General features: G+C 53.2%; 21 protein-coding genes and 1 riboswitch. Of the genes, 8 read left to right on the forward strand and 13 right to left on the reverse strand.

The genetic code is table 11. The features are described 5' to 3' along the window. Positions 1-2: 2 nt before the first annotated feature. The gene (locus tag H6973_10875) at positions 3-1289 is read right to left on the reverse strand and encodes a CoA transferase (GenBank protein ID MCP5126097.1); all 1287 of its coding nucleotides are present in this window, start codon (positions 1287-1289) and stop codon (positions 3-5) included. A 78-nt stretch (positions 1290-1367) separates the two neighbouring features. On the opposite strand from H6973_10875, the gene H6973_10880 reads away from it, so the two are divergent. Further along, positions 1368-2294, forward strand: a complete 927-nt coding sequence (locus tag H6973_10880; GenBank protein ID MCP5126098.1) for an ABC transporter ATP-binding protein — start codon at positions 1368-1370, stop codon at positions 2292-2294. A 116-nt stretch (positions 2295-2410) separates the two neighbouring features. Here H6973_10880 and H6973_10885 read toward each other — a convergent pair whose 3' ends face one another. The 10 genes from H6973_10885 to H6973_10930 form a co-directional block, all read right to left on the reverse strand. Next, positions 2411-2761 carry a helix-turn-helix domain-containing protein gene (locus tag H6973_10885; protein ID MCP5126099.1) on the reverse strand — a complete coding sequence of 117 codons (351 nt, stop codon included), beginning with the start codon at positions 2759-2761 and terminating at the stop codon, positions 2411-2413. A gap of 279 nt (positions 2762-3040) precedes the next feature. Then, a complete protein-coding gene (locus H6973_10890) occupies positions 3041-4426 on the reverse strand; it encodes a sigma-54-dependent Fis family transcriptional regulator (protein ID MCP5126100.1) in 1386 nt (461 codons plus the stop codon). Between the two features lie 2 nt (positions 4427-4428). Continuing rightward, positions 4429-6153 carry a HAMP domain-containing protein gene (locus H6973_10895; protein MCP5126101.1) on the reverse strand — a complete coding sequence of 575 codons (1725 nt, stop codon included), beginning with the start codon at positions 6151-6153 and terminating at the stop codon, positions 4429-4431. 14 nt (positions 6154-6167) lie between these two features. Next, on the reverse strand, positions 6168-8219 hold the full coding sequence (locus H6973_10900) for a CHASE2 domain-containing protein (GenBank protein MCP5126102.1): 2052 nt from the start codon (positions 8217-8219) through the stop codon (positions 6168-6170). 29 nt (positions 8220-8248) lie between these two features. Continuing rightward, positions 8249-8485: a hypothetical protein gene (locus tag H6973_10905; GenBank protein ID MCP5126103.1), complete on the reverse strand. Its 237-nt coding sequence runs from the start codon at positions 8483-8485 to the stop codon at positions 8249-8251. 22 nt (positions 8486-8507) lie between these two features. Then, positions 8508-11765, reverse strand: coding sequence for a FecR domain-containing protein (locus tag H6973_10910; GenBank protein ID MCP5126104.1), 3258 nt, complete (start codon positions 11763-11765; stop codon positions 8508-8510). A 14-nt stretch (positions 11766-11779) separates the two neighbouring features. Next, a complete protein-coding gene (locus H6973_10915) occupies positions 11780-13921 on the reverse strand; it encodes a transglutaminase family protein (GenBank protein ID MCP5126105.1) in 2142 nt (713 codons plus the stop codon). Between the two features lie 101 nt (positions 13922-14022). Beyond that, on the reverse strand, positions 14023-14745 hold the full coding sequence (locus H6973_10920) for a ComF family protein (GenBank protein MCP5126106.1): 723 nt from the start codon (positions 14743-14745) through the stop codon (positions 14023-14025). 76 nt (positions 14746-14821) lie between these two features. Further along, entirely contained in the window at positions 14822-17809 is a 2988-nt protein-coding gene (locus tag H6973_10925; protein ID MCP5126107.1) for a response regulator, read from the reverse strand. A 117-nt stretch (positions 17810-17926) separates the two neighbouring features. Continuing rightward, on the reverse strand, positions 17927-18307 hold the full coding sequence (locus H6973_10930; protein ID MCP5126108.1) for a response regulator: 381 nt from the start codon (positions 18305-18307) through the stop codon (positions 17927-17929). A gap of 294 nt (positions 18308-18601) precedes the next feature. Further along, positions 18602-18821, forward strand: a riboswitch (cobalamin riboswitch). Between the two features lie 129 nt (positions 18822-18950). Here H6973_10930 and H6973_10935 point away from each other — a divergent pair. From H6973_10935 to H6973_10950, 4 genes are read left to right on the forward strand one after another with little or no spacing between them, the layout of a single operon-like run. After that, positions 18951-19637 carry an energy-coupling factor ABC transporter permease gene (locus tag H6973_10935; protein MCP5126109.1) on the forward strand — a complete coding sequence of 229 codons (687 nt, stop codon included), beginning with the start codon at positions 18951-18953 and terminating at the stop codon, positions 19635-19637. Next, positions 19634-19939, forward strand: a complete 306-nt coding sequence (locus H6973_10940) for an energy-coupling factor ABC transporter substrate-binding protein (protein ID MCP5126110.1) — start codon at positions 19634-19636, stop codon at positions 19937-19939. The genes H6973_10935 and H6973_10940 overlap by 4 nt, the downstream gene beginning before the upstream one ends. Continuing rightward, a complete protein-coding gene (cbiQ, locus tag H6973_10945) occupies positions 19926-20678 on the forward strand; it encodes a cobalt ECF transporter T component CbiQ (GenBank protein ID MCP5126111.1) in 753 nt (250 codons plus the stop codon). Before H6973_10940 ends, cbiQ begins: the two co-directional genes overlap by 14 nt. Next, on the forward strand, positions 20675-21517 hold the full coding sequence (locus tag H6973_10950; protein ID MCP5126112.1) for an ATP-binding cassette domain-containing protein: 843 nt from the start codon (positions 20675-20677) through the stop codon (positions 21515-21517). Before cbiQ ends, H6973_10950 begins: the two co-directional genes overlap by 4 nt. Here the strand turns inward: H6973_10950 and pdxA are convergent. Beyond that, positions 21485-22591 carry a 4-hydroxythreonine-4-phosphate dehydrogenase PdxA gene (gene pdxA, locus H6973_10955; protein MCP5126113.1) on the reverse strand — a complete coding sequence of 369 codons (1107 nt, stop codon included), beginning with the start codon at positions 22589-22591 and terminating at the stop codon, positions 21485-21487. The genes H6973_10950 and pdxA overlap by 33 nt on opposite strands. A 143-nt stretch (positions 22592-22734) precedes the next feature. On the opposite strand from pdxA, the gene H6973_10960 reads away from it, so the two are divergent. Next, positions 22735-23772 (forward strand): ABC transporter permease, encoded by a 1038-nt coding sequence (locus H6973_10960; protein ID MCP5126114.1) that lies wholly within the window; start codon positions 22735-22737, stop codon positions 23770-23772. 22 nt (positions 23773-23794) lie between these two features. Here the strand turns inward: H6973_10960 and H6973_10965 are convergent, their stop codons facing one another. Continuing rightward, entirely contained in the window at positions 23795-24091 is a 297-nt protein-coding gene (locus H6973_10965) for a hypothetical protein (protein ID MCP5126115.1), read from the reverse strand. A 276-nt stretch (positions 24092-24367) separates the two neighbouring features. Here H6973_10965 and H6973_10970 point away from each other — a divergent pair, with 276 nt between their 5' ends. After that, positions 24368-24826, forward strand: coding sequence for a CBS domain-containing protein (locus H6973_10970; protein ID MCP5126116.1), 459 nt, complete (start codon positions 24368-24370; stop codon positions 24824-24826). Beyond that, on the forward strand, positions 24823-25761 hold the full coding sequence (locus tag H6973_10975; protein ID MCP5126117.1) for a histone deacetylase family protein: 939 nt from the start codon (positions 24823-24825) through the stop codon (positions 25759-25761). The genes H6973_10970 and H6973_10975 overlap by 4 nt, the downstream gene beginning before the upstream one ends. Positions 25762-25797: the final 36 nt, after the last annotated feature.

Genomic DNA, 25797 nt, shown 5'->3' on the forward strand with positions numbered 1-25797 from the left:
GATCAAATAATCCTCCGTTGCCGCAGCCGCTTGATGTCATCGGCGGTCAGCCCCAACAATTCCCGCATCACTTCGTAGGTCGCATTGCCCAGGGTTGGCCCCAAATTGGCGATGCGCCCTGGCGTTGCCGACAGGGTGGGCACGACGTTGGGCACGACTACTTCGCCCAGGCCGTCTTCGTTGATTCGCGCCAGATTGCCGCGCGCCTGAAAATGCTCATCCTCAAAAATATCGGCGATGCTGTTGACCTTGCCCACCGGAACTTCGCAGTTCAGACACCGCTCCAGCACCTCGGCGCGATTCAGCGACCCCACCCATTCGATGACGATGCGGTTGACCTCATCGCGCGCCGCTAGCCGCTGGCGTTGCGGACCGTACAGACTGGAAGAGGCCAGTTCCGGTTGCTCCATTGCCTCGGCCAGGCGCTCGAACATCTTGTCGGTGGTGCAGGCAATGGCGATCCATTTATCGTCCTTCGTGCGGAAATGACCGTGCGGCACGGCGACAAAGCTGCCCGAGCCTTCCCGTTCGCGCACCTTGCCGAACAGGCCATAGGATGCCGCGATTTCATCCAGTTGCCGGAAGACCGCTTCGTAGATGCCAATATCGACAATCTGGCCACGCCCGCTCAGTTCCCGGTGCCGCAAGGCCAGTAGAATGCCAATTGCGCCATAGATACTCGATATATAGTCACCCAGCGGCGCGGTGCCCGGCACCACCGGCGTCTCGCCCGGAAATCCAGCCAGATAGGACAAACCGCCGAAGGCATGGGCAATATGCGCGAAACCGGAACGGCGCCGGTAGGGTCCCGTTTGCCCATACCCAGACACCCGCAGATAAACCAGGCCCGGATTGGCCTCACTCAACTCCTGCCAACTCAGACCCCATTCCTCCATGGTCCCAGGCCGGAAGTTCTCAATGAGCACATCCGACTTCTCGATCAGGCGCAAAAACAGTTGCACGCCTTCCGGCTGGCGCAGGTCGATAGTGACTGATTTACGGTTACGGGCTTCGCTCAGCCAGGCCAGCGTCGCGTCGTGGCGTTTGGTCGCGGTGCCAAACCGCCGCATCGGATCGCCGGCGATAGGATGTTCGACCTTGAAAACCTCGGCGCCGAATTCGCCGAGAATCGACGCCGCGTAGGGGCCAGCCAGGAAAGTGCCCAGGTCGATGACCCGGACGCCATCCATCGGCAATTTCGTGGTTTCCGGGTCAACATGCGGTGCTGGATTCAACATTGGGGCTTCGGATGGAGTAATATCGTCGGGTTCGTTGTTTTCGTCTACCATGCGTGATCCCTCCTCGTGGTTTCACTTCCACCAGATCGTTCATGAAGACTAGCCGCCCTGATGATGGAATTCCATCGTATGACTACCACAGCCCTGACCCTGCGTGATTTACGCAAAACCTACGCGAACGGCTTTGAAGCGTTGTGCGGCATTGATCTCGATGTTGCAGAAGGGGAATTTTTCGCCCTGCTCGGTCCGAACGGCGCTGGCAAATCCACCACGATTGGCATCATCTGCTCCCTAGTGCGCAAGACGGAAGGAACGGCGCAGGTGTTTGGCCATGATCTTGACCGCGAACTGTCCGCGGCGAAACGCTGTATTGGCCTGGTGCCACAGGAGTTTAATTTCAATCAGTTCGAGCCAGTCGCCGAGATCGTGATTAATCAGGCTGGCTACTATGGCCTGCCTCGTGAACTGGCCCGCCAGCGCGCTGAGACCTATCTCAAGCAACTGGGTTTGTGGGACAAGCGCCGGCAGATGGCGCGCGAGCTATCCGGCGGCATGAAGCGGCGGCTAATGATCGCCCGGGCGCTGGTGCATGAACCAAAATTGCTGATTCTGGACGAACCAACCGCCGGGGTGGATATCGAAATCCGCCGCTCGATGTGGGAGTTTCTGCGAGAGATCAATCGTCGCGGAGTGACGATTATTCTGACGACGCATTATCTGGAAGAGGCGGAAAGCCTGTGCCGCCATATTGCGATCATCGACCGGGGCCGGATTATCGAAAATACCCGAATGCAGACCTTGCTGAATCGGTTGCATCTGGAAACCTTCGTGCTTAATCTTCACCAGCCGCTGACTGAAATACTCGATGTTCCCGGTTATCCGCTGCGCTGGCTGGACGAACTGACTTTGGAAGTCGATGTAGCCAGAGAACGTGGCATTAATGCGCTGTTTCAGCAACTCTCGGCGCGAGGCATCGAGGTATTAAGCTTGCGCAACAAAGCGAATCGACTGGAGGAGTTGTTTTTGCGATTGGTCGACAAGACGCAACCTGAATAAAAAGCCATAGCCTGGAAAAAGCGCAGTGAAATCCCGAAGAAGCCTGGATTCCACGGCCTAGCTGCTAAACACCCAGGCTATGGAGTGTGGTTTGCACGGAGGGATTATCAGGAAATTCAGCACTCATTGTTGCGAATTTTAATCACCAACGTCGTCAATTGTTCATCCGGGACATCACTCAGACAACGGATCAATTCAGCGAACAGGATTGGCCTGCTCGTAATGATTTCACAGACATCCGACGCAACCTTGCCCGCCAACCCCAGCAAAAAATCGGCATCTTCTCCCAATTCCACCGCCAGGCGCCGAATCGCCTGCTCCGATGGCGGCGGCGTATCGCCGCGTTCGATCCTGCTGAGATAAGCGGGTTCCATACCGACTCTCAAAGCAATTTGTCGTATTGAATAGCGTTTGCTGACTCTGCGATGGCGCTCGCGAAGCTGCCGGGCATACATTCCAAAGACCATAGCCTCACCTTTGAATTATCAGTATTATTATGCGCTTAGATAACGGTTTGCACTCAAACCGGAAATCATTTACTGCTCAGCGCTTAATCAGCAAAATCCAGGCCATGGGGCTTTTTGAGGTCTTTTATCCTTATTAACCAAGTGGGGATCAATCAGATTTTAAAAAAACAAAAACATATCTAATATTTATTAATTGTAAATAACAAAAAACAAATAAATGAATATTTCAATTTGAAACAGAGCAATTTCATTACGTTTCATTTTGAAACGCGCCAACCTTCAGGCTTCGAGGCCATACTCTTTCAAACGTCGCCACAAAGTCGTGCGGCTCATATTTATATCCCTAGCCACCAAACCCAGATTACCCGCATGAAGCTTAAGAAGACGCCTAATTTCGTTGCGTTCCCGGATTTCTAGTGTTGATAGATCTTCTGGTCGATTAATTGAGACCGGTAACCATTCACCTACTCCAATTTGCGTTCCAGTACTTAAAATCAAGGCCCTTTCAATCAGATTTTCCAGCTCTCGCACATTACCAGGAAAATCATAGCAACATAGTCTTTGTAAGGCATCTTCACTAAAGTTTTTAATCTGATTATTAAGCTTATGGCTATATTTTTTCAGAAAATAATCAGCCAATAGTGGAATGTCATCGATGCGTTCTCGTAAAGGAGGAATGTGTATCGGAAAGACATTAATTCTATAATAAAGATCAGAACGAAATTTTCCTTTCTGCACTTCATCTTGTATATCCTTATTCGTAGCGGTAATGATTCTGACATTAGCCTGTCGATACTCACCCTCACCTAACCGGCGATACCAGCCTTCCTGTAAAACCTGTAACAATTTTACTTGTAACTCTGGACTCATTTCGCTAATTTCATCCAATAAAATAGTTCCTCCCTCGGCAATTTCAAACAACCCTTGCTGGTTATTAGTGGCGCCAGTAAAAGCTCCTTTTCGATGACCGAAAAGTTCGCTTTCTAAAAGCGTTTCAGGAATCGTTCCACAATTCTGTTCGATAAACAGTTTATTCTTACGTGGTCCATGATGATGAATATAGCGAGCAATTAATGTCTTTCCTGTACCTGTTTCACCTGTTAATAGAATAGAGATTGAATTATTGATGACTTTGTTAATTACTCCCATCACCTCTTTCATTATAAGGCTCTGACAAATAATATCGGAAAATTGTAAATTTTTGACAACTTCTTTTTTGAGAAAAGTATTCTCGTTTTGCAAGCGCTTGTTAGCAATTTTTAAATCTTTAACCAATTGTTGATTTTTCATAACCAACTCATAATTTTCCACTGCTCTTTTAACAACTATTTTTAGCTCATGACGTTCCCAAGGTTTAGTAATATATTGATATATATGACCTCTATTGATTGCTTGCACAAGCGCAGTCGTATCAGTATACCCTGTTAATATAATGCGTATAATGTACGGATTGATTTCAATAACTTTTTGAAGAAACTCTACGCCTGTCATTTCTGGCATGCGCTGATCAGCAATCACCACTGCAATATCTTGCTTTCCCAGAATATCCAGCGCTTCGGATCCGCTAGGTGCGGTGAAAACCTCATAATCATCCTCAAAGGTTAGAGTGAGACTCCGTAGAATTTCTTTCTCATCATCAACAATTAACAATTCATGACGTTTCATATTTATATCCTCAACAAATGAACAGGCAATTCAACAGTAAATTCAGTACCATAATCAATTTCACTCCTGACATAAATGGCTCCACCATGCTCTTTGATAATACCATAAACAATGCTAAGGCCTAATCCAGTGCCCATACCTACAGGTTTAGTAGTGAAAAAAGGGTCAAATATTCGGTTTAAATTATCTTGTGAAATACCAACTCCATTATCTTTAATAATAATTTTAACCGATTCGCTATCTGATTCCGTTCGAATCCAGACGTCGCCTTTATCTGGAATTGACTGAATAGCATTCTGAAGCAGATTCATGAAAACCTGATTGATTTGACTTGGATGACATTCAATTAAAGGTAAATTATCATAATCACGGTGAATCTTGATTCGATCGCGGTATTGCTTCGTAAGAAAGTTCAAAGTAGATTCAATTCCATCCCGCAACTGGGTTGGCATAAAACCAATATCATCAGTCCTTGAAAAGCTCCGTAAATCCAATACAATCTTTTTAACCCTTTCAGTACCCTCTAGACAACTGGCAATTAATTCTCTCAAAGTCTTTAAAATTTTCTCAAAACTGAAAAGATTTTCATGTTTATCAATATGGCAGTAAATTTGATTTTCGGAAGAATTGGCTTTTGCCTGGCAGGCAAAATTAACTAAACGTTCAACATACTCTTCAATGAATTCCAGGTTGCTATAAACGTAGCTAATCGGATTATTCAGCTCATGAGCGACGCCCGCCATCAACAGACCCAGCGAAGCCATTTTCTCTGAGTGAATGAGTTGTTGGTGAGCGTGCGCTAATTCCTGATAAGCTACTTCGAGTTGCTGATGACGTTGATGCAATTCTACATTCGCTGCGGAAAGATCATGTTCAGCTCTATTACGTTCCCTAAGTTCTCGATTCAATCCCTGTTGATGCTGTTCAATAACGCCGAGCATTGTATCAACGCCTTGCGCGAGCAAGCCAATCTCATCATGGCGATCCATCCCAGCACGATGAGTATAATTTCGTTTTTCCGACACAACACGCATCAGATCAGTTAATTCGAACAAAGGCTGGGTTATTATTCGTTGCAAGCGATTTATTAGTAACATAGCTACTGTTAGTGCAATCAATGAAATTGACATAATAACGCCAATGAATTCCATCAATCGCTTATAAAGCATATCAAAACTGACCTGTAGATTAATTATAGCAACGGATTGGTTTGGCAAGCGAAAAGGTTCAAACAACTCAAGTTGTCGCCAACCAAAATCATAAGCATGTGATTTTAATGATGATTTTGATGAGGCTTTGGCAGTGAAAAAATCGTGACTTAATATCGGTGTAAAATCATGGCTAGACACTGATAAATCGGATAGAGAATCACCGTTATCAGTAACATTATGAGTTCTGTGATAAGATGCAAATAGCTTATTATCAGGAAGATAAAGCGTTGCTGAAATAATGGCAGGATTAAAACGCAAGCTTTGTAAAAGCTCCTCAGCGGTTTTTTTGTCTTCAAAAATCAAAGCAGCGCTGCTGTTCTCGCCCAATATATGAGCCATTACCCGCGCATCACGCAACAACTGTTGCCGGTAGGAAAAAAACTCATGAGCGCTTAAAATAAAAATAATCAAGAATAAGACGATACTCATCGAAATAAATTGAGTGAGACAAAATTTTTTCTTGATTGGAAGATCGTTAAACCATAGAATAATCGACTGGATGATCCTGTTTTTCATTGGATCCTCTCAAACTAATGATGTACAGGTAATTTAATAGTAAATTCAGCACCTTTGCCTACTGCATTCGTAACATCGATTCGTCCGCCATGTTTTTGAATAATACCAAAGGAGATGCTAAGTCCTAATCCTGTTCCAGAACCTATTTTTTTAGTAGTAAAGAAAGGATCAAAAATTTTTTCTAAATGTGCTTTTGGAATGCCTACGCCATTATCCTTAATCACCACACTCACCCAGTCATTATCGAAGCAGGTCTTAATCCAAACATCTCCATGATCGGGAATGGCTTGAATTGCATTTTGCAGTAGATTCATGAATACTTGATTGATTTGACCCGGATAACATTCCACTAGAGGCAAATAACCATAATTGCGGTGAATAGTAATTCGATTACAGTACTGTTTAACAAGTAGATTCAGCGTAGATTCCAAGCCTTGGTGCAAGTCGGCTAATACAAGATCAATGTCGTCAGTACGTGAAAATATTTGCAAATCCAGTACGATTTTCCTGACTCTTTCCGTACCCCCTTTGCAACTGGCAATTAGTTCCCGCAAGGTTTCAAAAATCGTTTCAAAGCGCAGTATTTCTCTACAATTATCGCTCGATGAATCAATAACGCCTTCCAGTACATTAGCTTTTGAATATACCTTGCAGACTCGCACCAGACGCTCGGTATAGTCCTCGATAAATTCGAGATTGCTGTTGATATAACTGATCGGATTATTTAATTCATGGGCGACACCGGCTACTAATAAACCCAATGAAGCCATCTTCTCTGAATGAACCAATTGCTGCTGAGTCTGCGCCAGATCCTGATAAGCGGTTTCCAATTGCTGATGATGATGCATTAATTCCTGGTGTGCGATGTGAAGCTCCTGGGTGCGCTCATTCACTTTGATTTCCAGATCATGATTCATGGCTTCCAAAAAACGGCGATGTTCGTGTTCGGCTCTCAGTGTCCGAATCAGTAAATGGCCGCTGTAAATTAATATGAGGCTCAAAATAACCGAGAAAACAGGAAGCCAAAGGTTCATATTTGCAAAAATGACTTCAATAATGATGATGGATAATCCGATCAGAGCCGTTATAGCAATCAAGGCAACGACTGGCGTGAGTCTTATAATAAGCAAACTTGATGCCAGTGAAAAACTCAACAGTAGAACCCACTGTCCCAACCGGCTGGGGACGTCGATGAATTGATCTTCCAGCATATTGCTTATGATCGTGGCTTGTATCTCGACTCCGGCAACCGGCTTTCCATGCACCCAGGAAAATGGCGTAAGGAATAGATCGCCTGATAGATGCTCCGGCGTTGGAGAGGCTTCCAGCGAAAGACCGACCAGTACGATCTGGTCAGTGAAAATCCCTGGTGGCAACAAGTGTTCATCGTCGAGCGCTTGATAGTAGGATACCGTCCTGATCGTCCTTTTCGGTCCCAAATGATTGATCACGCGTTCAGTTTCGCTCCCTATTGCCTCCTCTTGTAAAGACCGGGGAATAGATTTCGATTCCAGAAAATATCGAATCACTTGCTGGGCAAAAGACGGTTGATCCCATGCCCGTAACCGCACCCGGCGGACCACGCCATCGGCGTCCAGATTGATAAACGGACTACCTACGGCGGTGATCTCCCGAAAGGCAGGAAGCGGATCAACCTGGAGGATATGACGAAACTGCGGGTCGTTGATCACTGAAACCGTGTTGACCAGCACAACGTTACCCGCTTCGCGCAGCGCTTGCGCCAGTGCCTGGTCTTCGGTGGGTTCCGAGGGTTCGCTAAATAGAATATCTAAGCCGATGACTTTGGCGCCAGCCTGTTTCAGCTGCCGGATTAACTGGGCGTGCAGGCGGCGTGGCCACGGCCATTGCTGGCCAATTTGCGCCATGGAGGGTTCGTCAATGGCGACGATGATGATGTTTTGCGGCGAAGGCAGCGGGCCACGCAGGGTGAACAGCAGATCGAGTCCTTTCAGTTCCAGGAAGGCGAAAAAGGACAGGTTGGCGAGGAGGAGAGTGAGTCCAAAGGCGATAACAGCAACCAGTATCGCTGTCAGAAGGCGAGCCATTGGACTCGGCAAATGAATCAGGTTTTAACTCAATTCGGACAAGGGTCTATCCATACCCATTTACCGCCATAAAATACCCAACATCCGGCTTGTGGCTGATTTTCAGCAGCAGCTACCTTTAAAAAGGCTTCCCCGGCGACGACTGATTGAGGATCAATTTTTACGACTTTGACCCTTCCCTGCTCATCCGAGATCACCACTAAAACCGTATTCGGTTCAACATTATCTAGTGCTTCAACCGGCACTTCAACACCTGTCAGACTCATCCGATTTTCTCCTCGTACAGAATTAGAAATTGAGAATCAGCCGACCAAACAGCGTTCGTTCCGGAATAAATCGAGGATTAGCCGTCTGGTCAGCCGTTATAAAACTATAATCCTGGAAATGAAACTGTTTATCGAACAGGTTTCTCGCTTCCAGAGCGATAATGCCACGCCGTTTTGGCAAACGATAACCGAATCCGGCATCAACCAGGAAAAAGTTGTCGCTTTGCACAGGTGCAGCGGTCAAGGATTGCGGGTCAAGAAATTGTACATGCTGATTAACATAAGTCATGCCTAATCCCGCAAAGAAACCTGAAGGTGCAAGGTATTGAATTTTCACAGGTAGCGAAAAGGTTTTCATTTGAACAGGAATCGAGCTAAATAATTGGCACCGAAAACATTTATCTTCAAACTTTTCATAAAGCCATGACGTAGCAACCGCCCAGCGCAGATTAGGCGACCAGTATAAATAGGCGCTGTAAAAATGCTGCTGATTGTCATCCATTTCATAGAATTCCGGCACATCCAGCGTACCGAAAGGTGTTTCGTTATTTCGCCTCAACGCCTCCAGGCCGCCGAACCATTGGCCATTAAACCGGACATCGAGACCAACGCTATAATTTCTTGATACCGTTGCATCTGCAAAATCACTCAACTGATTGAACCCGGCTACTTGAGTGGGTTCAATAGTCTGATCAACTGCGAATGACCGGGTGACAACTTTAAATGTCGCTGCGCGCAGAGAGATATGGTCATTGATTGCCCACTGCAAGCCCAGTTTTGGATTCAGCTCGTTCAAATGGGCGCTTGAGCCTTCATAAGATTCGTAGCTCAAACCCACCGTCCAGATAAAAGTATCGGGGAAAGCAAGATGCACATAACTATAAGCTATTTGTTGCTCACTGGTGGTGCTGGGCTGTGGAAAACCAAAAAAACTTTCATCGGTTGAGTAACCGCCAATGCCGGTGACGATATTAAAGCGGTCGGTTTTATGGATGAGTTGAGTTTCCGCTAAATAGCCTTTTTTATTTACTCCAATAGTGATATTAAGATCTGGAAAACTGCCAGTATCTTGTAAATCGGCGTAGATGACGGAAGCAATTATCTGCGTTTGCGGCGACAGCGCATAATGCGCTCCCACACGGGCGGTTTCCTGCTCAAAGTCACGGCGCTTGGAAGCGTTGAATGAATCATTAAACGAAAGGGCCATATCACCGGCAAGGGTCTCGCGAGAACGATATTCTGCCTGGAGACTGAAATCCGGAGTCACCGCCGCCTGGAAGAATAGATTGTAGATGTTGTTTTCCACATCATTATTGGGTCGGTAACCATTGCTCTGATAGTGGAACTGCCCTAGGCTGTAGGAGAAGCGGTCAGTCAAACCGGACACGATCAACTCATCGCCCCAGGCCTCCTGATTGCCGCCCACGCCGGAAAAGTAAAGTGTGGGCTTTTCGCGCACAAACAGCGGATTGAATTCAAACAGAGAAGGCGTCAGTGGAGCTGCGGCGGGAAGCAGCAATTTGGTTTCCGCCTGCTGCGGCGAAACCGGGGTGATATTGATCGGTTGCAATAGCTGCGCCTGGAGTAGCTCGCTAACCCGGGCCGGTTCAATTCCCGGTAAAGCGGCATAAGAATCGGCCAGCAGACGATGAGCCGAATAGTTAGTTGGATCAAGGCTGACCGATCGCCAACCTTCCAACAAGCCGAGTTGCGTGAAGCCGACCTCATTGTAAATCCGCCCCAGGGTCGCCGACCGCGCCGCCAGATCTTCATCCAGCAGCAACCGAGAACGATAAACGCTTCGCTCGTCATTCAGTTCAATGGATTTCTGCAAGTTCTCGACAGCTTCCACCGGACGATTAACGCTTTGCAGCCTAATCGCATCGTACAAATAGGGCGTGGGATCGCGCGGGTCGAGTTGTTTAGCGACTTCCAGATATTTTTGCGCCCGCCGATCCTGCTTGTTTTCATAGAACGCCTTGCCGAGATAGCTGTTATAGAGCGCGACCTGCGGCTCCAGCAGCGTCGCCTTGCGCATTTCATCGATCGCCGCTCCGGTTTGATTCCCCCGAAACAGCGCCAATCCCAACCCCAAATGAGGCAGGCCCAGGGTCGAATCCTGGGCGATGGCCGCCTGGAACGCCGCGCGAGCCGCATTCACCTGGTTGCGCGCCAGTTGCAGAAAACCCCAAACGGTGTTGACCATCGCGTTATCAGGAGCAGCTTGCCGCGCCTGTTCCGCGATGTTTACCGCGTCTTTCAACCGGCCCATGCCAAACAGCAGACCGCTTTCCTCAATCAGCGCCTGGACATTATGGGGGTCGAGTTCAACCGCCTTACGCGCGGACGCCAGCGCCCCATCCAGATCGAATTCGGCCTGTTGCACCCAACTCAGACTGAGATACGCCGTGGACGAAGAAGGATTCACAGTCACCGCTTTTTCAGCGTCGGCTCGTGCTTCAGCCTTACGGTTTTGCGTCAATTCAACCGTGGAACGCAGGCTATAGGCCAGAGCATCGTTAGCATTGAGCGCTAGCGCCCGGTCAATGGCCTGTCGCGCCGCCGCCACTTCACCGCGCAGCAAATGCTGTTGCGCGGCCTGCAACCAGCGGTTATCTGCCGCGCCACCGATCAGGCGGGGATAGTAAAGCGACCATTGCACCGCATCGAGCGGATTGAGCAGCACGATTTTACGTGGCGCTTCCCTGAGTTTTGCATCAGCCTGCTCATTCGCCGCGACCAGGACGCTGCCCTGGGGATTGCTGAATTCCACCAGGCCATTGACCACCGTCAACCGGGCGGTATCGTCGAAACCTACCGCCAGATTGAATTCGGTGCCGCGAATAGTGGCGGTCGCCGCCACAGTTTGCACTTCCAGCGGCTCGCCGCTGTTGCGCACCCAAACTTCGCCGTTTAACACTCGCAGAATACTTTGCAGCGCCTGGATAGCAGTCGAAATGAAGCCTTTTTCCGGCGGTGGCGCGATCTGTTTGAGTTCCAATTGACTCCGGGCATTCAGCTTGACCTGCGTCCCACTGGCCAGCAAAATCGCTGCCCGGCTGCCCGCGCCGGTGCGCACAATCTCGCCGGCATTCAAAGTTGCGCCAGGGCCAGCCGGTTGCCAGCGCCCCTCGCGCAGGACTTCAACGGCTCCCAGCGTGCTGACTACCTCGCCAGCCGCCTCAGCCAGGGCCGCGCTGACAGGTAAAAATCCAATGATGAGCAGGAAATAAAATCGGATGATCCAGATTGAAGCCCACTGACCATGACGCCCAAACATGATGCATTCTCTTTCTATAACCAGCGTAAATCGAAAGTATAGGGCGTGATTGCTTCAGGCGGCGCTTCCAAGGGTGGCTCTATTGGTTTGGCGTCCAGATATTCAGTAACAAAGCGCTCGGCGCGGCGGGCGGCGGCCTCTTCAAACTTGTGGGGCAACCCGTCATATCCCCCCCCCTGGGGCCGCCATTCATGCAAAGTCACCCGCAGCGCGCCTGGATGTCGAGGATGGCTCAATATCAGTTGCAGCGGTCCCTGAGCTTCCAGACCGGGATGCAGACCAGTCCACGGCTTAAAGCGCCGGTAACGCATCCCACACAGCCAAGTTTCTCCATCCAGTTCATCTTCCCGACGCATCGGCAGTCGATAGCCATTGAACGTCAATCGCCACTCGTTCAATGCGTCCCGCGCCGCGCCGGGTTGCGCACGCAGACTGATTTCCAGACGCGCGGTGCTGGCGTCCACCAACCGTGAATGGCCATGTTCTTGAGAAAGCGCATCGCCTAGCAATGGCCAAAATTCTAATGCGCGCCGCATGGTCAGATGGCAGTCGCCGAATACCGCCTCACCCATCAGATAATAGTGTTCATCCAGCAACTCAGCGATCAGCGGTTGGCTCAGTCCTAGACCAGCGCGGGCCAGTTCGTCCAGCACTTCCCATAAATCAGTGCGCAGATAGAAGGGTAAGGCGAACCGGTCATGAAGCTCCCGCCCCCAATCGATCAAACGGGGCGGTTCCCACGACTGAATCAGCATGGCCACGATGGCGCGCAACAGCGTCGCTAGCGCGGTCAATCGTTCTGGAGTAGGCGGCATGCGAAAGGCGCGGAATTCCACCAGCCCCAACTGGCCGCGTCCTGGCAGATAGGGATTCCACAGTTTTTCAATGTTGATCTCGGCGCGATGCGGATTACCGGCGGGATCGGCGAGAAACGGCGACAGCGTTTGCCACAGTATATCCGGAGTCGGATTGTGTTGACGTCCCAACAGCGCCAGCGCCAGCGTGAGTTCCTCGAAAAGATCGGCGGTGCGCTCGTCAGCGCGCGGCGCCTGGCTGGAGCTGCCGATAAAGTCGCCAGCGAAGTAGAACGACAGAGCCGGATGGCGATTGAAATAGGCAATCAGCGCCGGTAATAAATGCGGGTGCGCCAAAAACGGACTGCGATCCGGCGCCGGGCCGCCCAGAGTGATTTGCCCGCCGCCGCCGGAATCCGTGATCTGACCGTTGTAATGCAGGCGATAAGGCGACAATCCAGCGGCGGCGGCGGCGGTGAAACAGGCTCGGGTTTCCTGCAGGAATGTGGCGGTATCCAGCGCCGGAGCCATATTCGCTTCAACCACCGCCGGGTCCGGGGTCAAGGTCGTCCAGGCCACCGAAGCGTCGACCGGGGGAGGAAAGCCGGCCAGAATCAGCGACGGTAGTTCGGCGGCGTTTGCGGCTTCACTGATCGCTTCCAGCAAGCTCAGAAACAGTCCCGTATCAGGACAGGCGGGCAGTTCCACACCGGGTGCGGCGGTTTCGCCACCCCCCAGCTCCAGAGGAAACGCGCCTATCCCTACCAGGAAAACACCCTGTTCCGCTAATTCATCCCGGGGACCCTGAAGCGGTATCGGCTGACTATGCAAGCTGAGCCGGGCCAGTCGCGCATCGCGCTCTGGATTGGCCGGCAAAGGCAACATATCGCGGCGAAAGACCACCCGCAAATGGGGAAAGGTCTCGACCGTCAACAACAATGCGGGCCAGCCCCGCGTGCCGAGTTGTTGCGCCAGCCGCTCCCAGAAATCCTCGAGTTGATCGGTGGACGGCGCGAGCGCAGAATCGGTGGTCAGCGGATCAGGCGGCCCCGACCAGACGGGTTGCCCATCACGACGGCGATAAAGTCCCAGGCTCCAGCGCGGCAGGTCTTCCCTGGAGTACTGTCGGCCCAGGGTGCGCAGTACCATGCTGCCCGGCGTCAAATGCAGGGTTTCCGCCAGCATCTGCTGAGCGTATCGCTCCTTGGTTGGGCCGAGGGCGTTGCATAACCACTCCGGAGCTTCGGAGCGGCGGTCGGTGAAAGTAGGCTCGGCCCCGATCCAGATCGCCAGATCGCGACGCTTGATGAGGTCGTCATGGGAACGAAGGGCTTGTTCAAAAGCCGATAAGGTATTGTTCATGCGCCAATCTGCTGCCTGAATGCGAATTGGCGCGGCATTTTACGGGATTTCAGGGCAAGCGGGGTAAAAGAATTGCGAGAATTGATGAAGGATTCGAATGCTCAACGCTCACCGCCGGCGCGGGCGATAATCCAGACCTCAATATCGGCAACGCCGCCCGCTCGCAGAACGCGGGCGCATTCGGCAACGGTGCTGGCAGTTGTCATCACATCGTCAACCAAGGCAACCCGCGATCCAGGCAGCGGTTGTTCCATGACGAAAGCGCCCCGTGGGTTAGTCTGGCGGGTGCGGGCGTCGAGCTGGGTTTGCGGCGTCGTATAGCGAATGCGCTGCAGACCTTGCGCGAGTAAAGGAATCTGGAAGCGGCGGGCGGCGTCGCGCGCCAGCTCCAGCGCCTGGTTGAAACCGCGTTCGCGTAAACGCAGAGGATGTAACGGGACGGGGAGGATACAGTCCGGCCAGGGAGCGCCACGTTCAGCGCGGGCGTCAGCGAACAATTCGCCCAACAGTCGGGCATGGCTCAAGCGACCATTGAATTTAAGCCGGCGAATTAGAAAATTCACGGGCGGTCGATAGCAAAACGGGGCAAACGCGCGGTCATAATCAGGAAGCTGCGCACAGCATAGGCTACACAAGCCAATCTGATTGTCCAACGATAAAGGCAGTGCACAAATCGCGCAGGCGTGGCTATTACGGGGCAGATCAGCAGCGCAACCGGCGCACAAATCCCGACCTGCTGCGCCAGCCGCTCCGCAGAGCAGGCAGGTGGAGGGGAGCAGGAAATAGTGAAGCTGCTCCAGCCGGGTAGCGAGCCAGTCGCGCATCTTCATGGTTGATAAGGGCAAAGGCGTTCCCGAATATGTCAAGTTAGGTTTTGTTATGAATTTTATTACTGTCCGATCAGGATTTGCCGCGCCGACTGAGTAAGGCGCGCAGCTTGCTGCCCAATTCAGCTTTTCGATAGGGTTTTGCTAATATTTCAACGCCTTCCGACAGTTCACCACCACTGACTAACATACGTTCGGTATAGCCGGAAGTGAAGAGCACCGGCAACCCAGGCCGGCGGCGGGTCGCTTCGGTGGCGAGATGCACGCCATCCATATCACCCGGGAGCACGATATCGGTAAAGAGGAGAGCAATGCGCGGATTCAGATTGAGGATTTCCAACGCGGTCTTGGCGTCGTCCGCCTGACAGGTCTCGTAACCCAGGCTGTGCAGCGCCTTGATAGCGAATAACCGGACATCGGCATCGTCCTCAACGACTAGAATCGTTTCGCCCTGTCCCTCGAAAGAGGCATCGGCGCTGGGCGGTTCAAGCATTGCCAAGGTTTCGGCGTGAATCCGCGGCAGGTAGAGCCGCACCGTGGTGCCCCGGCCTGGTTCGCTGTAAATCGTGACATGGCCGCCGGACTGCTTGACCAGGCCATACACCATGCTCAAGCCCAGACCGCTGCCTTTGCTGGTCTCCTTGGTGGTGAAGAATGGTTCAAAAGCTCGCTCCAGCACCTCGGGCGCCATGCCGACGCCCGAATCGCTGACCGCCAGCACCACATACGCGCCGGGCCGCACGTCCTGGTGCGTCGCGGCGTAATCTTCGTCAAGAATAGCATTGACCGTTTCCAGCACCAGGCGGCCCGCTTGGGGCATCGCATCGCGGGCGTTGATCACCAGGTTGAGCAGAGCGCTTTCAAACTGGTCCGGGTCGACGAAAGTTTGCTCCAGATCCGGCGCCAGCGCGGTTTCAATCTGGATCGTAGCGCCCAAGGTGCGGCGGATGAGCTCAATCATGCCAAGCACCAGTTTGTTCAGATCGGTCGATTGCGCTTGCAACGGCTGGCGGCGGGCGAAAACTAGCAAGCGACGGGTTAGCGCTGCGCCTCGATCCACCGCCCGCAGAGCTTGCAACGCCAGTTCATACAGTCGGGGGTGAACAACCAGTTGCTCATGCAGCAATTCCAGGTTACCCATGATGACGGCTAGGAGATTATTAAAGTCATGCGCGATGCCACCGGTCAATTGACCGATAGCCTGCATTTTTTGCGCTTGCCGAAGCTGATTTTCAGCCTGTTTACGTTTGGTGATGTCGCGCGCGACCACAATAGCAGCCAGTTTCTCGGCGGAGGAGGTTTGGGGTGGCCCAAACAGATTCATCTGATCGTTGTTAATAATTGCAATCTGTTGATCTATCAGGGGAATATCAAGTGGTGCTGTGCGCGATTCGAACCAGCGCAGTCCTGAGCTGGTGGCCAACTCATATTCAGCGACCTGAATTTGCCGGGTTTTCAACGCTCGATGAATAATATCGATAAAAAACTCCGCCATCTCCGGGCTATGGACCTCACTGAGCAACTTACCGCGCACGGGAATGATTCCGGGTGCAGGGTTTTGCATCGGATTCCCGGACGTTTCCCAGCGGTTTTGCGGTTTTCCGGCGCCCGTTTCCGCCGGAAAACGCCCGCGGATCGGGGTAATGCGATGGGCATCCCATTCCCGGCCAGCGGCCAGAACTTCCCGATAACGGCCTTCCATATCGACAACGAACACTAGATCGGGGATGGCTCGGGTCATGGCGCGCACCCGTGCCTCGCTTTCGCGCAGGGCTTTTTCCGTCTGGTTGCGGAATTCGATTTCCTGGGTCAGAGAAGCATTGGTCAGCGCTAACTGAGTCGTGCGTTCCATGACCCGCTGTTCGAGGAGCGTATTCGCTTCACGCAGTTCGGTCTGCGTTTGTTGCATCGATGCGCGCATGTGATTGAAGGCGCGGGTGAGTTCACCCAGTTCGTCATTACGGCGGATCGGTAGATCCTCGGTTGCAAAGCCTTCTTCCAAACGGCGGGTTGCTTCCGCCAGCGCCACGATAGGACGAGCCAGGGAGCGGGCGCGCTTCCGGGACATACGATATGCTACAGCCAGCATCGCCAACGCGGTCATGACCAGGATCGAGATTGTTACCACACTAGTGAGACGCGCCGCATGAACCTCTTGCTCCAAACGGGTTTCGGAATCGGCCGCCATCGCCGCAACCAGCGCCGTGACCTGATCCGCTAGCGGATCGGTTTCCACCGCCATACGATGCAAGGCCAGGTTCCAGTCCGCTGCTTGACGGCGCTCGGTCATTTTCATGGCGAGTGCGGTGAAGACTTGCCAGTTCTGTTGAAGAAGATCGAGAATTTGTCGCTCGCGGAGGGTCAAAAGCCGATTTTCGCTCATTTCCGCACGCAGGGTCTCAACGGCGTCCAATCGGGCCGGAAGCGCTTCGGCGTATTGCAAACCGTTGATGCCTAGGATTTCTCTTAGCAGCAACTGGGCGCTGAAAACCGCATTCTGGATTTTCATGATCCGCGCCAGCAACGCCTTCCGGCCCGGCGCATCGTCTTGCGCGTCTTCCTCGTGTTGTAATGCAGTGAGCAATGTTTTGAGCTTGGTCGCATTGGGCGCGACCTCCGCTTGGTAAATAAGCCGCGCCGGTTCATTGTTAGGCGTATGAGCCATATCCTTTACCCATTCCTGGGATTTCCGCAACTCGGTCAGGCGCGTCTCAAGTTCGGGCAAACGCTCCAGGATGCAGGTTTGCTCGAACATGCGCCGGCATTGCTTGATCATGGCGATAGTCGGCAGGATGTCTTGTTCCCAGGCGGTGCGCCAGTCCTCCAGAAAATGGGTGTCACCCAGGCTGACCCAACCGCGAAGACTGGCCAGCGAGTATTGCACACCGGCTAGCACTCGCAGGGAGGCTTGGGCCATAGGCGCGCCCTCACGGGCCAGCAGGACGACCTGGTTGCGTAATTCGTAAGTCGAGATCAATGCGGCCAATAACAGGCTGATGCCAACCCATGCCACTGACAGGTGAGAGAACAGTAGTTGTCGGTGTAGGGGACTCTTTTTCACAGGACGCTCAGCATTCTGGGGCAGCGATTCATGCACAGCCTTTTCTGGGGATGTTGGGAACGCTGACAAATAAGACCGGAGACCGGTGGGTTAACCAAGACCAGGAGTAAGACGAGGTCATGAGGGTTCCCGGCGGCCAAGAACAGCGCGCAACCGGGCAAGGCTGAACGGTTTAACCAACGTAGTTACGGTGCGCAATCCATTGAATTCAGCCAGCGTCTTGGCATCGCTGGCGTAATCCGGATTATAGCCGGTGGTGATGATGAGATCGGAGGCATAGCCCTGTTGTAATAGCCAGAGCAGCAATTCATTGCCATCCATGTCCGGCATGACCATATCGAGCATGATCGTGGTCGGCTGGAAATCGGCATAGCATTCCTGGAAAGCTTTGCCATCCGTTGTCACCATGGCCTGGTAGTCCAGGGACAGAGCAACTTGGCGGACAAACTCACCGAATGCAGGTTCATCATCAACAATCAGCAGGCGTTTCTCATTCATAAAGGATTCCGGTTCCGGATTCATGCAAAAGTTGCTAAAAAATGACGACTTGTCAGTTAAGCGTGAAGCATTTCTCAAAAAACCAGCTGTTTAATCATGCTATTGGATTGAATTTCAGTGTTGAATTCGGTGAAAGCGTAACGAAAAATTCGGGGAACGCCTAGCTTAAAACATCAAGATGATCGGTGACCTTGCATTTGGTTGATCGGGAAGTAGGCCGGGGTCCGCACGATGGACGAGTTGCTTGATCGTTTGATTGCCTTACGTTGACGTGATCGCCAACCAGGCTTAACATTATTTCATAAAAACATCGGTTCCCAGGGGGTATTGACCCCAAGGGGATGAAAAGGGAATCTGGTGCGGTTGCCAACCGGCGACCTAAGCCAGAGCTGCCCCCGCAACTGTGAACAGCGAGTCACGCCCCCCGTGCGCCACTGGCCGGTCAGGCTGGGAAGGCTGGGCGAGCGACGAGGACCTGTGAGCCAGGAGACCTGCCGATGATGCTGTTACACGTATTTCCGGGCGGGGTGTTCCGGGGTTGTGGACGGTCTCCTGCCTGAATGGCCGCAAATCTATCGCGGTTACCGAATCTTCAAGGCGACTTCCCTGAACCTGCCGCTCGCAAACCTGGGGAAGATCATTTATGCATATTACCGAAGGTTTTTTACCCCCTTTGCACGCCGCAGCCTGGACAGCGGTTTCCTTGCCGTTCGTCGCTGTCAGCGTCTATCGCGTCAATCGACTGATGCGCGAAAAGCCCGAGATCAAATTGTTATTAGCGGCGTCGGGCGCTTTTGCCTTTGTTATTTCGGCGCTCAAACTGCCGTCGGTTACCGGCAGTTGTTCCCATGCTACGGGTACCGGATTGGGCGCAATTTTGTTCGGCCCCTCGGTGATGGCGTTGCTGGGAACCATCGTGCTGGCGTTTCAGGCCATGTTGCTCGCGCATGGCGGAATCACGACGCTGGGGGCCAATGTATTCTCGATGGCGATTGTCGGTCCCTGGGTCGCCTACGTCGTGCTGCGCGCCGCGCAGGGCTTACAGGCGCCGCTAGCTTTCAGTGTATTTTTGGCGGCGATGTTGGGCGACTGGGCAACTTATCTGACGACGGCGGGACAACTCGCCTTGGCCTTTTCCGATCCAATCAGTGGCGTTGCGGGATCGTTCCTCAAATTTGCCGGTGTGTTCGCACCGACCCAGTTACCCTTGGCGGTGGTCGAGGGGTTACTGACCGTAGTAATTGTCAATTTTCTTCGTGAATACAGTAGCGACGAATTGCGGAACCTGCGTTTCCTGCCGAAAACCCTGGTTTCGGAGGTCCGCCTGTGAAAGCGCGAAACAGCTGGCTATTGGCGCTGGCGGTGGCTTTCATCTTAGCCTCAGTTCTTGTTGGCAGTCGCCGTGAAGGGGCGGAATTCGCTGGAACAGATGGACAGGCGATGGCGGCGGTCGCTACGCTGAGCCCGGATTATCAACCCTGGTTCGATTTTATCTGGGAGCCGCCTCCCGAAGTCGCCAGTGGGCTGTTCGCGCTACAGGCGGCCCTGGGTGCTGGCGTATTAGGTTACTATCTGGGCTTCAAACGCGGTCAGCGTCAAGGTCAGCGGAAACGCTCTGATGCGGGCGATTGACCATCATGCCTGGACCAATCGCTGGCGGGACTGGCATCCCATGGAAAAGGGGTTACCAGCGCTCGGTTTGTTGACGTTAACCTTGGTGTTGCCGCCTTTGACCACCGCGCCGCTCGTGTTGGCGAGCGCGACGTTGATAACTGTGTATGGCGCTGGAATTCCCTGGAAAACCCTGCTAAGCGTTTTGGCTGCGCCCGCGACCTTTTTGTTGGCGGGCATCCCGTTTCTAGCGATCTCAATGGATTTCACTGCTGGTATTGACCTGACGCTTTCACTCGAAGGATTGCAGTTGGCGTTGACGACGGTCATCCGTGCGCTGGCGGCGATGAGCTGCCTGGCTTTTCTGATTTTGACCACGCCGCTGACCGATGAGGTGCTCCTGTTGCGGCGCGTGGGCGTCCCCGCTGGAATGATTGAGCTGATCCTGTTGATGTACCGACTGATCTTCGTATTTGCCGAACGGGCTTTAACCGGTCGCCAGGCCCAAGCGGGGCGACTGGGTTATTCGCGCCTGGATCGGTCGGTGCGCTCCTTGGGTTTGTTAGGAGGCAATTTGTTCCAGCGGGCGCTGGACCAGGCGCGCCGCCTGGAGATTGGTCTGATGGCTCGTGGCTATACCGGCGAACTGTGCGTGTTGTCGCCACCATGGGAATTATCACGGTGGCGGCTGGCGGTGGGGATCGCGGGAATCAGCCTGATTGGTCTGGTCAGCAGTGGGCTGGCGCGCAGTCTGTCATGAAGGAGCCTTTACTGGCGGTTCATGGGTTGGAGTATGTTTACCCAGGCGGCGTGGCCGCGTTGCGCGGTCTCGATCTGCGTATTGAGCGAGGCCGAAAGCTGGCGATTCTGGGCGCGAATGGATCCGGTAAAACCACCCTCCTATTGCACCTCAATGGTCTGTGCAAACCGACCCGGGGAGAAATCCGCCTGGAGGGCCAACCCGTCGGCTACAGTCACCGAGCGCTCAACGACTGGCGGCGTCAGGTGGGATTGATCCTGCAAGAGCCGGACGATCAGTTATTTGCCGCGACAGTCCGCCAGGATGTGTCATTTGGACCGCTGAATCTGGGATTATCCAACAACGAAGCGGGCGAGCGGGTGCAAGAAGCGTTGCAGGCGCTGCGCATCGCGCATCTGGCCGATCGGGCGACGCACACCCTCAGCTTCGGCCAAAAGAAACGGGTGGCGATCGCGGGGGTGTTGGCGATGCGTCCGGAGATTCTGGTGCTGGACGAACCGACCGCTGGCCTTGATTCTCATGGCGTGACCCATCTGCTGGGCGCTTTGCAACAGTTGCATGAGTCCGGCGCTACTCTGGTCTTCTCGACGCATGATGTGGAGCTTGCTTACACGTGGGCGGATCACGTTGCCGTTTTCTATGACGGCGTCGTACTGCGCCAGGGAGAGACCGCCACGGTGTTGAGTGATCGGGATGTGTTGCGCCAGGCGCGATTGCGTCCCCCGTTGCTGTTGGAAGTCGCCGAAGCGCTGGGTGTGAAAGTCTCCGCGGGATCGCTATCCCGCTCCCGCGAGGCGCTGCTGGCGCTACTTCGGGAGCGACTCGCCGGTCAGGATTGAGTGGCTGCTGGCATCTTTCTGATGCGTCGCAATGCTGGCCTCAGCTATCGATCGATGCCGATAGTCCAGCGCATAGACTCCCGCCAATCGAATTGCTTCCACCATACTTAATGGGTTAGCCTGGCCAGAGCCAGCCAGGTCGAAAGCGGTGCCGTGATCCACCGAAGTACGGATAAAGGGCAGGCCAATGGTGATCGCAATAGTGCGATAAAAATCCACCATTTTGGTCGCAATATGGCCCTGATCGTGATAGAGGGACAGCACCGCGTCGAATGCGCCCTGGCGGGCGAGATGAAACACGGAATCGGCGGCGATGGGACCGGCGACATCAAGACCCAGGGCGCGAGCTTCAGTAATGGTGGGCTCCAGAACCTGCATTTCCTCATGGCCAAACAGACCATGTTCTCCACAGTGGGGATTGAGTCCAGCCACCGCCAGTCGGGTCCGGGACAGGCCCAGCGCCTTCAAGGCGTCGGTGCAGCGCTGCAGATAATCCAGAACCCGTTTACGAGTGATCAGTTTGATGGCTTCAGCGAGGGAAACATGCCGGCTCAGGAAGAAGACTTTCAGGTCAAGCACCTGGAATAGCGTCAGCGGATCGGCAACCCCAGTCAGACGGCCCAGCAATTCGGTATGGCCGATATCCTGGATGCCGGCGGCTTTCAGAGCTTCCTTGTTGATCGGAGGAGTAGCCAACGCATCCACTTGTCCGGTTTGGCAAAAAGTCACCGCTTTCTCGATGAACTGATAGGCTGCGCGACCGGCTTCCGCCTGCGCTCGACCGAATGGCACCCATTTGGCGTCAATATTGGCCAGATCGATCAGATCGATGCCGCCCGGTTGATAGCGGCCCTCGGCAGGTTCAGTGATTACACGAATGTCCAGATGATTGAGACCAGTGACTTTGAGCGCTCGTCGCAGGGCGCTGATTTCTCCGATCACCAATGGCCGCGCGGTTTCATAAATCGCGGGTTGCGCCAGCGCCATGGCGACAATTTCCGGACCGACGCCAGCAATGTCGCCCAAGGGAATGCCGATAATGCTTCTACCTGTTTTCGTAGTGTCTTTTGCCATACCCTCACCTAAATTCCAATCATCGAATTCGCTCTTCAAAATGCTTTGCGCAGAGTCAGGACAGACCATGCTTTCTGCTCAGGCGGTAACCCTCATGCTATACTGCTTTATCGCTTAATCCTTAAAATTTCTGTAATAACGTGATTTTTAAGCACTTCCATCTCACTCCCCTGACCCGGCGCCGGCTGGCGCAATTTCAGGCCAATCGACGCGGCTGGTGGTCGTTGTGGCTGTTCCTGCTGTTGTTCGGATTGAGTCTGGGAGCGGAATTCATTGCGAATGACCGACCGTTGTTGATCAGTTACCAGGGGACGTTTTATGTCCCGATATTCAAAGATTATGCGGAAACTGATTTTGGCGGCGTCTTTCCCAGCACTGCTAATTATCGCGATCCCTATCTGATCGAGTTGATTCACCAGGACGGCTGGATGCTCTGGCCACCTATCCGTTTTCATCATGACACCGTGAACTATGATTTGCCGGTTCCCGCGCCGGCGCCGCCTTCCACCGAGAACTGGCTTGGCACCGACGATCAGGGGCGTGATGTGCTGGCCCGGTTGATCTATGGCTTTCGCATCTCGGTGCTGTTTGGTTTGCTATTGACCCTGACTTCTTCCATCATCGGGGTCGCGGCGGGCGCAGTGCAAGGTTATTTTGGCGGGCGGATGGATCTGTTTTTCCAGCGCTTTCTGGAAATCTGGGGCGGGTTGCCGCAGTTGTTCATTCTGATCATCGTCTCCAGCGTCGTGATACCCGGCTTTTGGACCCTGCTGCTGGTGCTGATGCTGTTTAGTTGGACTTCGCTAGTCGGGGTGGTGCGGGCCGAGTTTCTGCGCGCCCGGAATTTTGATTATGTGCGCGCCGCCCGCGCTCTGGGTATGAGCGATAGACGGATCATGTTCAAGCATGTCTTGCCTAACGCGATGGTAGCGACGCTGACCTTCCTGCCGTTCATTCTGTCCGGCTCGATTGTCGCCCTGACGGCGCTGGATTTTCTGGGGTTGGGCCTGCCGCCTGGTTCAGCTTCGCTGGGTGATCTGCTGCGCCAGGGCAAGGACAATCTGCAGGCACCCTGGCTGGGTATTTCCGGGTTCGTAGTGGTGGCGCTAATGCTCAGTCTGCTGGTCTTCGTTGGGGAAGCGGTGCGGGATGCTTTCGATCCGCGCAAGAATCCCGTCTGATAGCTGGATGCTGGATCGGTCTTCAGACGAAAGTATCTATTACCTGGCCGACTGCATTGTTGGCGCTGACGATCCGCGCGTTGCCTTGCGCCCGATAAAGCGCTGCTTCCTGCTGCTCCAGCGCGGGTTTCTCCCATAAATTCTGCTGCGGCGCAGACGGTGTGGTCTGTATCTGCCGATCGCCGACGGGAGCCGTTGCTAACGCTGAGGCAAGAGGATGAACGGTTTCCCTGGCAATCCGCTGGGCGCTGCCATCCGTGCTCTTAATGGCGCCCTTGATACTGCCAGCACCCATGTTTATCGCCGTGTTGATCATCATATCGCGCCTCCCGCTACCCAAGCGCTTATTTAAATACAAGTAAAGTCGATTTGTATTAAATGGCTTCAGCCTTTTCCCCCACCCCTCTCCTGCAAGCGGGCGAAAGGGGGTAAAAGGTTACTATAAATGCACATATTTAGTGCACATAATGTAAGTAATTAGAAAAATTATTATGCTGACAGTTCCTTCAAATTCCTTCCCGCAAGCATCTTTACGAACCTTGAATTATGCTTAACCCTGTTGAATCAGCATTAAATCAGCCAGGATTGAACCACCATGTATGAATTCCTGCAATATCGGGTCCAAGACGCTATGACCCCTGAACCCATTGCCATCAGCCCCAAGGCCAAGCTGCGCGAGGCCGAGACGTTGTTTGAAATCCATGATTTCAACGGTGTGCCTGTCGTGAATGAGCAACGGCATCTGATCGGCATTCTGACCAAGTTTGACCTGTTGAAAGCGTTCAGTTTCGATTTCCATACTCTAATTCCGCACTACGACGAGATCATGGAGCAAACCATTGAAACGGTGATGACCCCCTATCCTGCCAGCGTGGAGCCGCAATTGCCGCTCAGTCGATTGCTGCAAAAACTGGTGGAGATGCGCGCTAAAAGTCTGCCGGTAGTCGATGAAGGTCGATTGGTGGGCATGATTGCCCGCGAGGATGTGCTGAAGGCGCTGCGCCGCGCCGCCATCCAGCATGAAACGCCTACCCATGAGGAGTCACGGTCATGAGCACGCTGCTCTATACCCATCCGCTTTGTCTGGAACATGACGCGGGTTATGGCCATCCGGAATGTCCGGCCCGCCTGACCGCCATTCTTAATGAGTTGAAAACTGAGCCTTTCGCCACCCTGGAATGGCGGGAGGCTCCGGAAGCCAGTCTGGAGCAACTGAACCGGATTCACGCGCCCAAACATGTCGAACGCATCTTTGCCCGGGTTCCTCGGCATGGACATTACGCGATTGATGGCGACACGGTCATTTGTCCACAATCCGGCGAAGCGGCATTAAGAGCGGCGGGGGCAGTTTGTGCGGCGATTGACGCGGTGCTGAAGGGAGAAGCTGATAATGCCTTTTGCGCGATCCGTCCACCGGGCCATCATGCCGAGCCGCATCAGTCCATGGGTTTTTGTCTGTTTAACAATGCGGCGATCGGCGCGGCTCATGCGCGAGCGGTTCACGATCTGGAACGGGTAGCGGTGATTGATTTTGATGTCCATCATGGCAATGGCACCCAGGCGGCTTTCGAGACGCAACGGGGCTATCTCTACATTTCCACCCACCAAGCGTATATCTATCCGGGTACGGGCCGTCGCGAGGAGCGCGGCATTGGCAACATTGTCAATGTCCCTCTGCCCGCCAACAGTGGTTCAGCCGAATTGCGTCAGGCCTGGATTGAGGAGATTGAACCGGCTTTGCGCGCGTTTCAGCCGCAATTGATTCTGATCTCGGCAGGTTTCGACGCGCATTATCTGGATCCGTTGGCAGGGCTGAATTTTTGTGAAGAGGACTATGACTGGTTAACCAGAGGGATTCTGGCGATTGCCCATGAGTATTGCGCGGGACGAGTCGTTTCGATGCTGGAGGGGGGATACAGCTTGCAGGCGCTGGCAGCGAGTGCGGCGGCGCATGTCAAGGCGTTAATGGCTGGAGCCGGGGCGGTTTAGCCGTTCCTTTTAGATGCAGCGCTGATTTCACAGCAA

It is taken from the genome of Gammaproteobacteria bacterium (assembly GCA_024235095.1).
Classification (GTDB): domain Bacteria; phylum Pseudomonadota; class Gammaproteobacteria; order Competibacterales; family Competibacteraceae; genus UBA2383.